The sequence below is a fragment of the Methanosarcina flavescens genome, from assembly GCF_001304615.2.
In the GTDB taxonomy this organism is placed as follows: Archaea; Halobacteriota; Methanosarcinia; order Methanosarcinales; family Methanosarcinaceae; genus Methanosarcina; species Methanosarcina flavescens.
The window spans coordinates 1,011,803-1,024,315 of the sequence record NZ_CP032683.1 but is presented as its reverse complement, the minus strand read 5'-3'; the positions used below and the strand labels follow the sequence as shown (position 1 = coordinate 1,024,315).

The 12,513-nt window shown below is 42.4% G+C and carries 11 protein-coding genes and 1 other RNA gene; 7 read left to right on the top strand and 5 right to left on the bottom strand.

Translation table 11 applies throughout. The features are described from left to right. Nucleotides 1-42: 42 nt before the first annotated feature. The 3 genes from AOB57_RS04620 to AOB57_RS04610 form a co-directional block, all read right to left on the bottom strand. Entirely contained in the window at nucleotides 43-2,145 is a 2,103-nt protein-coding gene (locus AOB57_RS04620; RefSeq protein ID WP_054299225.1) for a minichromosome maintenance protein MCM, read from the bottom strand. A gap of 122 nt (nucleotides 2,146-2,267) precedes the next feature. After that, entirely contained in the window at nucleotides 2,268-3,026 is a 759-nt protein-coding gene (locus tag AOB57_RS04615; RefSeq protein WP_054299249.1) for an RNA methyltransferase, read from the bottom strand. Nucleotides 3,027-3,048: 22 nt separating this feature from the next. Further along, a complete protein-coding gene (locus tag AOB57_RS04610; protein ID WP_054299224.1) occupies nucleotides 3,049-3,246 on the bottom strand; it encodes a 4Fe-4S binding protein in 198 nt (65 codons plus the stop codon). Between the two features lie 1,051 nt (nucleotides 3,247-4,297). Between AOB57_RS04610 and AOB57_RS04605 the strand changes: the two genes are divergently transcribed. The 7 genes from AOB57_RS04605 (at nucleotide 4,298) to AOB57_RS04575 (ending at nucleotide 11,625) form a co-directional block, all read left to right on the top strand. Continuing rightward, entirely contained in the window at nucleotides 4,298-4,975 is a 678-nt protein-coding gene (locus AOB57_RS04605; RefSeq protein WP_054299223.1) for a nitrite/sulfite reductase domain-containing protein, read from the top strand. Between the two features lie 543 nt (nucleotides 4,976-5,518). Next, nucleotides 5,519-6,301: a dihydromethanophenazine:CoB--CoM heterodisulfide reductase subunit HdrE gene (gene hdrE / locus AOB57_RS04600; RefSeq protein ID WP_054299222.1), complete on the top strand. Its 783-nt coding sequence runs from the start codon at nucleotides 5,519-5,521 to the stop codon at nucleotides 6,299-6,301. 4 nt (nucleotides 6,302-6,305) lie between these two features. Further along, entirely contained in the window at nucleotides 6,306-7,535 is a 1,230-nt protein-coding gene (gene hdrD / locus AOB57_RS04595; protein ID WP_054299221.1) for a dihydromethanophenazine:CoB--CoM heterodisulfide reductase subunit HdrD, read from the top strand. 155 nt (nucleotides 7,536-7,690) lie between these two features. Beyond that, nucleotides 7,691-8,326 (top strand): DUF116 domain-containing protein, encoded by a 636-nt coding sequence (locus AOB57_RS04590; RefSeq protein WP_054299220.1) that lies wholly within the window; start codon nucleotides 7,691-7,693, stop codon nucleotides 8,324-8,326. Next, nucleotides 8,319-8,939 carry a DUF116 domain-containing protein gene (locus AOB57_RS04585; RefSeq protein ID WP_054299219.1) on the top strand — a complete coding sequence of 207 codons (621 nt, stop codon included), beginning with the start codon at nucleotides 8,319-8,321 and terminating at the stop codon, nucleotides 8,937-8,939. The genes AOB57_RS04590 and AOB57_RS04585 overlap by 8 nt, the downstream gene beginning before the upstream one ends. A gap of 214 nt (nucleotides 8,940-9,153) precedes the next feature. After that, nucleotides 9,154-10,278 carry a geranylgeranyl reductase family protein gene (locus AOB57_RS04580; RefSeq protein ID WP_054299218.1) on the top strand — a complete coding sequence of 375 codons (1,125 nt, stop codon included), beginning with the start codon at nucleotides 9,154-9,156 and terminating at the stop codon, nucleotides 10,276-10,278. 153 nt (nucleotides 10,279-10,431) lie between these two features. Beyond that, nucleotides 10,432-11,625 carry a geranylgeranyl reductase family protein gene (locus AOB57_RS04575; RefSeq protein ID WP_054299217.1) on the top strand — a complete coding sequence of 398 codons (1,194 nt, stop codon included), beginning with the start codon at nucleotides 10,432-10,434 and terminating at the stop codon, nucleotides 11,623-11,625. A 151-nt stretch (nucleotides 11,626-11,776) separates the two neighbouring features. Here AOB57_RS04575 and rnpB read toward each other — a convergent pair. Then, nucleotides 11,777-12,137, bottom strand: an RNA gene (gene rnpB / locus AOB57_RS04570) — RNase P RNA component. A 39-nt stretch (nucleotides 12,138-12,176) separates the two neighbouring features. Beyond that, nucleotides 12,177-12,308: a hypothetical protein gene (locus AOB57_RS14835; RefSeq protein ID WP_264371730.1), complete on the bottom strand. Its 132-nt coding sequence runs from the start codon at nucleotides 12,306-12,308 to the stop codon at nucleotides 12,177-12,179. Between the last annotated feature and the right edge of the window lie 205 nt (nucleotides 12,309-12,513).

Sequence of the window (12,513 nt, the reverse complement as noted above, 5' to 3'; positions counted from 1 at the left end):
GAAAGTTATGGTAGAACTTCCAGCGCTTTACCTTGTCTCAAATTAAACAAGCCTGATATGGTTCTGGTCTGGGGAGAGCAGATCTCCTCTCTGCCTCATTTTTCTTATATACTCCTCAGCATGAGTTCGATCTATCCCGTGCTCGCTTTCAGCTACAGCATAAACCTCTTCCAGAGGGGCTTTAGCTCCCGGATGCTTTTCGCTCACTTTTTTAATTACATCTTTCAGGATTTTTATCTTGTTTCTCTGGCTCATGCTTGTGCCAGATGCAATTATATCCGCATCAAGGGCTCCAGTTTCCGGGTCGACACCTACATTTTTCAGGCAGTTCATAACTATTCTGATAGTTCTTTTTGTATCTTCAAGCGTAACTGTATTGCTCAGACGGACTCTTGCGCTTGCTTCCGAAAGACGGACAAGGGCTTCAAGCTGTCTGGCAGTTACAGGCACAGGTGTGTTTTTGCCCTCTCCTGTTTTTCGAAGATCTGTATAAAATTTTATCAGATGATCCCTGGCATCCTCCTCCATCACAGGAAATACATTCTTTCGGGCATATGCAACGTATTTTCGCATGATCTCGGCCTGTATCACAGGTTCGATCACTTCCATTTCGGCGTCGACAAAATCCTCCGGAATGTGAGAGCCGGGAAGCTTTTCCCGCTGCTCGAAGAGTTCTCCTGCATAATGAGACTGTAAAATGTGATTCGCAATCCTGCTGTCCAGAACATGGTTAGGAGTGTCGAGCAAAACGAAGATAAGGTCAAATCGGGAAAGCAGTGCTGGCGGCATACTTATCTGCTCTGCAAGCCCCTCATACCGATCAAAACGCCCGTATTTCGGGTTTGCAGCTCCTAGAAGGGCGCAACGGGATTTTAAAGTTGCAATAATTCCAGCCTTGGCAATACTTATAGTCTGTTGTTCCATTGCCTCGTGCAGGGCACTCTTATCCTCAGCTTTCATTTTATCCATTTCGTCAACCGCAGCAATCCCCATATCAGCCATGACAAGGGCACCACCTTCGATTGTCCATCTGCCGTCGTTGAGGTCATCTTTTACAGCAGCCGCAGTCAGACCACTTGCTGAGGCACTTCGTCCTGAAGTAAATACACCTCTTGGAGAAAGTTTGACCACATAGCGCAGGAGCTGGGATTTTGCGATTCCGGGGTCTCCTACAAGCATAATATGAATATCGCCCCTTATCCTGGAGCCATCAGGAAGGTTCTTTACAACACCAGAGAACAATTGAAGGGCAAGAGCTTCTTTTATGTCCTCGTACCCATAGATTGAGGGCGCAACCGAGCCGATAATCTTGTCATAAATTGCAGGATCGCGGGAAAGCTCAAGAATCTTTTCTTCATCCTCGGCGGTTATCTCAAGTTCATCAAAGTCCTTGTCTAATTGTTCTATGGAGTTTGCTTCGAGTACAAGGTCATAAAAAGTGGATTTTCCATCTTTTAGGGTGCGCTGCCTGGATCTCAGGATTCCGTTAATTATTACCCTGTCTCCAGGAGTTACATTTCCTGTCAGGTCGTCCTCGGAATCTACTTCAAGGCTCTGGGGCTGGGAACCTCCTCTAAGGTTTTCCGGCGATTCCTGAATCTGGAGTTTCTGAGCATCAACAAAAGTGGAGTCTTCTATTATCACCTTAAAAGGTCCTTTTTTTCCACAGGTATCGTTTTCACAGCCTGCAAAAGGCTCCTCGAATTTGAAGCTGTTTTGCTCCACAATAGTCAGATGCCCGCACCTGAGGCACTGGAAAGCAGCCTTAGTAATTCTCGGTCTCACTTCAGTTGCTTTCCTTATCATACCTTCAATAGCAACAAACCGGGATAGATGTTTGCTTCTGAGTTCTCTTATAGATACTCTGTTAGGGATTTTTACTATCCTTACATGAGCCTGTTCAAGGTTTTTCTCAACAGGAAGGTCGATTTCTTTCAGGGCAGCCTCAGCCGCCTGTATAAGTTCTCCTGGATGCTCAAGAAACTCTTTTGAAAGTTCTCTATCAAATTTCTCGATGTCCGTAAAATCCACGCTAAGGCTTCGCTGATCCGGATACTCGTTTGCAAGCTGGAGGATCTCATTCCAGTAGTAATCTTTAAAAAACCTTTTTAGCTTTTCATTCCACTTGCTTTCTGTTTCAGTCATATCATTCTCTATCTGGCTTTAAGTGAAATTTTCATTCTTCATTACGAGATTTTTTGTTTAAAGAACTTTAAAAAAAGTCAAAAACACGTATCATAAATTCTGATGTAAGAACAGGTTTATTCTCATATGAACCTTTCCATGCTTTCCGAAATTTCTGGTTCTTGACCCCCGGACTCTCTTAATGGATATCCCATTTTTCTCTCAATTCTTCTTATTACACCTCTTAAAGTCTGAACTTCCCTTGGAGTTAGTCCTGCTCTTCCGAAAATTCTTCGCAACATCAGGAAAGTTTTATCTTTTTTATGAGGGCGATAATCGATTTCCTCCAGCAATTCCTCCAGATGCTCATATAGAAGCTGGAGATCAAACCCATCGGCGAGCGGATTATTCCCTCCTTCCAGCTCAGAGAGTTCATAAAGCACCACTGCAACAGCATGTGAGAGATTCATAATTGGATAAATCTCGGAAGTCGGAATCGTTATGAGCATATCGAAGCTTTTGAGCTCATCATTGCTAAAGCCGCTGTCTTCGCGTCCGAAAAGAAGTGCAATTGTTCCGCTGTAACCTTTAAATTTCTCTTTGAGTTCTCTTGGAGTATAAAGCGGAAGACGTATGTGCTCTCCGGTTTTCAAGCTCGCCACTCCGGTCGTCCCTATCCTCAGGTCTGCACCCTTTACAGCTTCCTCAAGTGTTGAAGTAATTCTTGCCCTTTCAAGCACATCTCTTGCATGGGACGACATGGCTCTTGCTTCCCCTTCGAGTTTACAGGGATTTACAAGCACAAGGTCGGTGTGTCCGAAGTTTTTCATGGCTCTTGCAACAGATCCAACATTTCCCTGATACATGGGCTCTACAAGTATTATACGAATCTCAAGTGACAAATTTCTCAATCCTTTTTTAGAATCAGTTTTCAAGTGTGATTGCATCTTCCATACAGACAGTCACACACATTCTGCAGCCCAGGCAGTAAGATGGATCCTTTAAAACGCAGACCTTTTTCCCGTGCTTTTCTTCTATCGAGTAAACCCTTGGGCCTTTCGGACAGGCAGCTTTGCAATTACCACAACCTGTACACTTCTCCTCATTAGTATATATTTTCATGCAGATTAATTTCCATGTATTTCGGTCTTATTGTAGTGTGTTCAAACCTTATTGCAACGTTTTCAGGTCTTATGGTAATTTGAGATCTCACTGTGATGTGAAATTTATTATGACCTTTCCTTCCTGTTAGTACTTTCCTTTATTCTTTCCTTTCCTATTTAAGTTCTAATCCTTCTCAACCCTTTCTTTTTGTAATGCTCTTTCCGGTTGAACTAAGAAGTCGTATTTACTCCCCAAATATATTAGTCTTAAGTCCTTATTTATCTGAGCCAGGTCGCTATGGATGAAGCCTGGCATGCTACCGAGTAGCTGAAATCCTTGGGCTTGTTAAAAAAACAACCCTTGAAAACCTGGAAATGATGCTTGAAGGATAAAGAAAAGCCGAAATCTAGAAAGCTGAAGCCGCAGAAATAGCCAGACAAGAAGGAAATACAAGAGTTACTCTTTTCTTTGAAAGGGCAGTTCTGGACGAAGCCAGGCACAACGCAGGGTTTAACAGATTCGTGGAAATATTAAAAACAGTAATAAGAAAAAAGGATTGGAAGATCCTTCTTTTTAATATCTAAAACTTTTAAATTAATGTTTTAACTGTTAACTACTCTTCTTGTTGTAACCTTGTTATCTTTTGTTATAGCCCGGTCAATACTGGGCTTCCTAAAGTTACTGCATTGAATTCTTTGGTTTTGCCACAGGCTGGGTTATATAAGGGATGCAATTTTATATTGTTTCAAACAGATATACTCTCTGGATCTGAAATCTTTTTTCGGGCCTTAAATTTACTTAGTCAGGAAAAATGCCGGAATATCGGATTCTTTACCTTCTGATGGGGGTTTAATTTTCAGGGGGCTGAAGTAGAATTCGCTGTAATCTGCTAATTAACCCAAGAACCAATCGGCTCTATGGAGTTAGCTTTGCTTCCGATTTTCCGATATTGGTTTCAGATTAAATAATGCAGAAATATAAGGCACATAGCAATCGAATTGTGAAAAAACGCTAAACGAATAAATTTTAAAATAGGCGTGTAATTAATTGAGTTAGAGGGGTGTTTAATATGGTAAGTCGTGAATATGTGAAAGGTGACCTTCCAGAGAAAGCCGCAATCCTGCAAAGAGATGGTGAAACATATGCAATTGCTCCCCATATTCCAGGAGGAATTGTATACCCGGAAACGCTCAGGAAGATAGCTGACATTGCAGAGAAATACGGGGCTGCTGCTCTGAAACTCACCTCAGCTCAGAGAATAGCAATTGTAGGGTTGAAAGAAAAAGATCTGGATGCGGCATGGGGAGAGCTGAATCTAAAACCCGGGGCTGCAATAGGGCTCTGTGTTCGGAGTATTAAAATCTGTCCCGGAACTACCTTCTGCAAGAGGGGCAAGCAGGATGCTGTCGGGCTTGGGTTAAAACTAGATGAAAAGTACCACGGGATGCAGCTTCCGTCCAAGTTCAAGATGGCGGTTTCCGGCTGCCAGAACTCATGTTCCGAACCTATGATAAAGGATATAGGGCTCATGGGTACGGCAAAAGGCTTTACTCTATCTGTAGGAGGCAGTGCAGGCCCGCGTCCAAGACTGGGAAATGTGGTAGCGAAGGATCTTACGGAAGAGCAGGCTATGGATCTTGTCGAAAGAATAATTAACTTCTACAAGGAATATCCAAAGCCAAGAAGAATTGGAGAAGTAATTGACGAGATGGGACTTGAAAAATTCAAAGCCGAAGTAGGATTGTAAAGAGCTTCCCAAAATCGTTGACCCACAAGCGTGGAGTCGCTTGACCATGCCGCCGTGCCGGTTTTTGATCAAACATTTTCTCAAAAAGTTTGCGCTCAAGCTCTTTTTTGAGAAGGCTTGTGAGGAGGCTTGCAATTGAATTTTTTTTTCCTGCACCTTTACTTTTTATTTTTTTATATTTTGTTTTCTTACTTTCCAGACTGGAAGGGTTTTATATAATTAATTTATAATTTTTATTTTATAATTTAAACATTATATTTTCTAGTTCTACTTTTTTCTATCTCTCTTTGATTACTTCTATTCTTCTCATTTTACTACTCAGTGGGCTTTTCTATCTATTGCATTAATAAAGATAACGTTTAAATATAATAGATACAAAGACTAACAGAATATTCAAATCTTATACAAACAGTCGCTGCGGCTATCATTCTGTCTTTATTATTATTGACGCATCATTGACGCCTGTAACATGAAAATTGTAAAAGCAGCATTAGCTCCCAGTTTTTGATCTATACATAGGAGGAAGAAACTATTAGTGAGGAAATGGTTTATTTTTCTGGGCTCACGGACGCACTGAGAATCACGTTTGTCCAGATGATGATAATTAGCGCAATAGCCATTGTGATTTTCTTATATGGTATGATTATTACCATGCAGAAATGGGGGTCAGGAGCCACAGGTTACGCTCTTGAGCCTCAGGACGGAAAAAGAGGAAGTGCAATCACATTCTTAAAGACCTGGTGGAAACAGGTGACTGAAGAATCTTCCCACGGTCATGGAAAGCCTATCCTTGAGATTCTCATTCTTGATATCCTTTTCCAGAGGAGAATTCTCAAGAGAAGCCCTCTTCGCTGGTTCATGCACTTCACGATTTTCGCGGGCTGGATGACCCTCTTTGCTCTATCAGGACTCATGTTTTCAGTTGAAATGTCTCATATGATCGGAATTGAACTCCCGTTCACCCCCTACGTGTTTAGAGAATGGCTCTCCATTCCGAACTATATCTTCGGGTATATCCTGCTTATAGGGGTTCTTATAGCAATAGTAAGAAGACTGTTTGTCTCTGAAGTCAGGGAAGCTTCCATTATGTATGATTGGGTTTTGATCGGAGTAGTTTTCTTAGTTACTATTTCCGGTTTTCTTGCCGACGGAATCCGAACAGGATTTATCTGGAGCTTCGGGCTTGACCCATCACTGGCACCGCCGGCAGCACTCTTCCATTCCGTAATTTCCCTGCTCTTCTGTATTGCATTTATTCCATACAGTAAATATATTCACATAATCGCCATACCGCTTGCATTACTTGCAAATAAAGGAGGCGAATAATAAAATGGCAAAACGTAACCCTTCAATCGATACGAAGAATCTCACTGCAGTCCAGCTTATGGAACTTGATTCCTGTGTTCGCTGCGGTGAATGTGTAAAATGGTGTCCAACTTATGCCGCTTCCGGCGAGAAGCCAGGATTAGCCCCTAGAGACAAGATCCTGCGCTGGAGGCAGTACATGAACAAGTCTTACGGACTTAAGGCAAGGCTCTTTGGTCCGCAAGAAATCCCAAGCTCAGAGCTTGAAGAATTCAAAGATGATGTACACGGCTGTACCACCTGCGGTATCTGTTCAACTGTCTGTGAAGCAGGCATTAATACCGTGGAACTCTGGGAATCTATGAGGGCAAACCTCGTAAAGAAAGGTATAGGTCCTTATGGGAAGCAGAACATGTTCCCAAAACTTATTGGGCAGTACCGCAACCCTTACATGAAGGATCAGAAAGACAGGCTTGCCTGGGTTCCACCAGATGTGAAAATTGAAGACAAAGCCGATATTGTCTATTTTACCGGCTGTACTGCTGGATATAATCAGCTCGCTTTAGCCTATGCGACCTCACGTGTGCTCAACAAGCTGGGTATTAAGTTCGCCATGCTTGGTGAAGATGAATGGTGCTGTGGCTCAGCCCTTATCAGGACGGGTCAGGCACATATCAATAATGTGCCCCTTGAACTTGCGAAACACAATGTTGAAGCTATCCAGAAGAAGGGTGCCAAGAAGGTTCTTTTTGCATGTGCAGGCTGTTTCCGCGCTGCAAAGGTCGACTGGCCCCGGCTTCTCGGCAAAGAACTGCCTTTTGAGGTTGTCCACGTTTCAGAGTTCCTTGCAGGCCTGATAAAAGAAGATAAAATTAAGTGGGAGAAGTCTATTAACAAGACAGTTACTTACCACGACCCCTGCCACCTGGGACGTCACGTAGGCGTCTTTGATGCCCCCAGATATGTGCTATCCCACATTCCTGGTGTTAAGTTTGTCGAGATGGACAGAATAAAAGAATTCCAGCGCTGCTGTGGAGCTGGCGGTGGTGTAAAGGCAGGTCTCCCTGATCTTGCTATGGCAGTCGCAGAATCCAGGGTTAAGGATGCTGTTGCAACCGATGCAGATATCCTTTCCAGCTGCTGCCCATTCTGTAAGAGAAACCTGATGGATGGTCGGGACTCACTCAAAGTTGACATGGTTGTCGAGGACGTCATTGAACTGGTTGCAGAGGCTCTGGGCCTTGAGACTAAATAACCGAAAGAAGTAAAACTGGTTCTTCCAGTTTTCTTTATTTCCCTCATTTTTAAATTTTTTTGTTTCTCTCTTTTCCAGGCTTTCTTTACTTCTCTTTTTTATTTTACGCTATTTTATAGCAAAACTTAAATATCGACACTTCCTTCCCCTTAAACATGTATATGCCTTACGAATTTTTAGGGAAAATATTTATAATCCTGGTATTATTTGCACTTGTAGGAACCGGGATTGCCCTGATTATTGGGGCATATTCGTTCAAAAAGCACAGGATTATTTTTCCAGGATTTGTGTTGTTTACGCTTTATCTTTTCTATTCCCCTGCAAAATGGCTCTGTAAAGTTTTCAGGATAAGGGATACTCTTGTTGACGATATCCTCATTGATGTCCGAAACGCTGTTATGCATGATGATTTCCAGCATGTTAAAGGTAAGAAAATTCTGCTCCTTCCTCAATGTCTGCGCCATCCAAACTGTAAAGCAAGGTGTGATCCCGTACACGGGTATGAATGTAAACGGTGTGGACTATGTGACATCTCAAAAATCTCCGAAGCTGCTGACAGGTGCAGTTTCAAGGTTTTTGTAGTGCCTGGAGGAAGTTTTGTCAAAAAGATCTTTAAGGAGCACAGGCCTGAAGCCTGCCTGGGAGTTGCCTGTTATCATGAGCTTTCCGAAAATATGCAGGCTGTATCGTTTGTTCCTGTGCAAGGTGTTCTTCTTCTAAGGGATGGATGCTTTAATACTGAGGCCAATGTTGAGGAAATAATTCAAAAAATGGAGATGTGTAATGTATAATATCATCGGGAAGGTTCTCTTCTTTTTTATAGTTGCCTCCCTTCTTCTTTCTGGTATAGCTCTGTTTGCCAGCAGACGAAGTCTGACGGGAAACATTTACCTTGCAGGTTTTTTTGCAAATGTGCTTGATTTCTTTTATTTGCCTTTAAGACAACTTTTCCTTAAATTTTCCGATATACGAATTCTGGATAAGTGGATGGCATCTCTGAAAAACCTAGCCTATAAGTCTAATTTTGCAAAAACAAAAAAGAGGATTCTTCTGGCTCCACACTGCATGCGGAGTCTTGACTGCCCGGCTTATTCTACTCAGACAGGGATACAGTGTAAATCCTGCGGGAAATGCGTCTTTACTCAACTGAAAAAAGACGCTGAGAAATATGGGTATAAATTGTTCATTGTTACAGGTTCCTCCTTTGTAAAGAATATCCTTAAAATGGAAGCTGCCGACGGTGTCCTTATGATTGCCTGCGATTACGAAATCAACAAGGTAATGCGTGCCCTCAAAGGAAAAAACGTTGTAAGCTACGGTATTCCTATGGAAAGGGACGGCTGCTTCGATACGGAGGTGGATTACCAGAAGGTTTTGAATGTTTTTGAAACTTTTAAGGATTAAATAAATGAGTAAAAGAGTTTTATACTTCTCTTTCTTTTCATACACTTTGATGAGAATCTATCTTTTTATCCTGATAATTTTCCTTTCTTTCGGCTTTCCTTTCCTCATTATATCGCAATTTTAAATTGATATCAACATCTTAAATTAGTTAATCTAGCTTAATTATATAAAATAAAATCAAGATACTCAGGATATTTTTAGAGGTGCTATTCGCATGTATGACGTAATTATCATAGGTGGTGGTCCTTCCGGAGCCTCGGCCGGAAGAAGGGCAGGAAAACTTGGGCTGAAGACACTGCTGCTTGAGAAAACGAAATTCCCCAGATATAAGCCCTGCGGCGGAGGACTCTCAGAGCATGCGTTGTCTTATCTTGATTTCGAACTCCCTCAGGATATTGTTGAGTGGGAAATCACAGGGGCAAATGTGGTTTTCAGGGATCAGTCAATTGAAGTACATAGAGACCATTGTCTGTCTATACTTGTCTCCAGGGATAAGTTTGATAATTTCCTTCTTGAAAAGGCAAAAGAAACAGGAATTGAAGTCCATACCGGAGAAAAGGCTCTTTGCTGCAGGGAAATGCCTGACTGCGTTGAAGTGGATACCAAGGAGGGTACATACCGGGCAAAATTTGCGATAATCGCAGAAGGCGCCCATGGGGTTGTCAAAACCTGTGTGCGGCCCACAGATAATAGAGAAGAGTATGGAATCTGTGTTGTCACCGAAGTTCCTGCGGAAGAAAGAGAAATTGAAGAGCGTCTGGGAAAAACCGTAGAGCTACACTTTGGCGTCGCTGGAGGGGGATATGGCTGGATCTTTCCTCACAGAACCTATTATTCTGTCGGTATTGGAGGGGTTATCAAGGATTTCCCGCATCCCAAAGAATCCATGCTCGAGTTCCTGAAGAAAAATGGCTTTTCCGGAGAATATAAATTTCATGGGCATAAAATTCCCTGGGGAGGGATTAAGCGGAAAGTCGTGGGTTCAAGGGTCCTTCTAAGCGGAGATGCTGCTGGATATGTAGATTCTTTCTTAGGTGAGGGGCTTGCCTATGCAATCTGTTCAGGACAGTTTGCGGCTGATGTAATCGCAGGATTTTGCTTGCAAGGTAAAAGCCTTAAAGATCTGAGCAGATATGAGGCTCTCTGCCAGGCAGAGTTTGGGACTCATCTCAAGTATTCACTTATATTTTCCAGGATAATGCACCGTTTTCCTGACCGGGCATTTAAGATCTTCACGTCAGGTGATAAAATGATCAATAAGTATCTTGAGGTTGTGGATTTCACAATTGACTATAAGGATTACCTGCACTGGGTTCTCCTGAATTTCAAACTTAAGTGATCGAACTGATAAGAACTTCTTAAGAGTTTTAACTTTTTCAGGTATTCTTTTTCTTTCCTCTACCTTTTTATCGCTCCAGCTTTAATATATTTTGAGGGCAGGTTATTTCTATTTGTATATGAATGCCCCTATTCCATAACTAGGTGTCTTACCATGTACGATCTAATTATAGTAGGAGGAGGACCTTCAGGAGCATCGGCAGGAAGGACAGCCGGGAAAAGGGGACTTTTAACCCTTTTAATTGAAAAAGAAAATTTTCCAAGGTACAAGCCCTGTGGGGGGGCTCTATCCTCTTACGGTTTATCCTGCCTGGATTTTAAGCTCCCTGAACACGTAATCGAGAGAAATATCTCAAAGGTAAGGGTTCATTTCCGGGATCGCTTTGTAGAGGGAGTGAAAGAACCTGATCTTGCCCTGCTTATTTCCAGGAAAGTCTTTGATAACTTTCTGCTTGAGAAAGCCAGAGAAACCGGAATTGAGATTCGTACAGGGGAGAGAGTTCTGGATTGCATTGAAAAAGATGATCATGTTGAAGTCAGGACCACGGATAATACCTACCTGGGCAGGTTCGTGCTTATTGCAGAAGGTTCAGGTGGAACCCTTAAATATAAAGTAAGGCCGAGAGACAAAAGAACAGATTACGGGATAGGTCTTACATCGGAAATCCCTGCTGAGGATGAAGCAATAAGGACCCGGTTCCCGGGAACTATAGATATTCATTTCGGGATTGCGCAGGGAGGGTATGGCTGGATCTTTCCTCATTCAGGATATTATTCTGCAGGGATTGTTGGAACAGCTCAGTACCTGAAGCATCCGAAAAAAGTACTGCTGGACTTTCTGCAGGAAAACAACTTACCAGGGAATTTTCCTTTCCATTCCCATATTATCCCCAAAGGTGGAATTAAGAGAAAAATCATCAATTCAAGGCTGCTCCTGAGCGGAGATGCAGCCGGGTTTGTAGATGCTTTTACGGGAGAAGGCATTTCATACGCCATCCGATCAGGACAGCTTGCTGCGGAAGCAGTTGCCAATCTTGTTATGTATAGCCTGAAATTAAGCAGCCTTAAAGCCTACGAATCCAGCTGCAGGAAGGAGCTCGGTAATTATCTTGCCGGTTCTCTTAAAATGGAAAAAATAATGCATCGCTTTCCTGGGATCTCTTTTAAACTGACTGTCAACAACAGAGAGATCCTGGATAAATATCTGGACGAGGTGGTAATCGGCAGGAATTATAAGGATTACGTCCGCTGGTTACTATTGAATTTCTGCCTGGCTGAACCTGTCTCCAGAATAAAGTCTCTTACACTGGAAGGGTCCGACAAAAATGGAACAAGAAGGGAAAAATAAGCACAGAGAGAATTAAAAAACGCAAAAAGGATTTAAAAACACAAAAAGGATTTAAAAACACAAAGAGGATTTTAAAAAACATAAAGATGATTTAAGAACATTAGCAGAACAGAGAAAGTAAGTAAAATAACAGAATAAAGCAAGTTTATGCGAGTGAGGCACGTAAGCTCCCTTCTGTTGCTGCAAAGATTTCCTGTCACCCATCAGTGAGGGAAATGGTCCCTGAAGACTCTTGCAGCGACGGCATTCGGCTAAGCGTTACCAAAACCAATCGGGCGATTCCGGACTGCTCGTTCTTCCCGATTTCCAACTTGCACCCACGAGGATTCGCCGTTTCATCCACTCTCCCTGTGACCTCAGCTTATGGCATCATCGCATTTGCAGGGGATGGTTCTCGTTTCTGTGCCAGGGCCCGGGCTCTCGCCCGACATCCTTTACAGACGTTCGTGTGTCCGGAGCGGTGGGGAGACTTTCCTCAGACCTGAAGGTCCGGCAGCCGTCCAGCCTCTCTCGCACGTTACTGATTTCCTGGCTCTATCTATTTTTTAAACCTATATATATTTATGGGAGAATACTTCTACAGCAAGGGAAAGGATGAAATGGTCTCCTGATAGGAATTCTTTCCTCAACAGCAGGTTGATTTTTCCGGTTAATTTCAGTTCTCCAGCGGCTGGGTTAAGCAAGTGTCTCCCTTCCGTGCACTCTATATAACTTTTGCTTGCTGGAAATGTTCCCAAATATTTATATATATGTATTATTATCGCAAAAATAATATGGATTTTCCATTCTTGCGAATTCTTTGAAAAAAGTATCGTAAGCCTAAAAAGATTCGTTAGTTTAATATCTAACTATTACTATCATTTTGTGTTCAGTTTCCACGCTTATTTT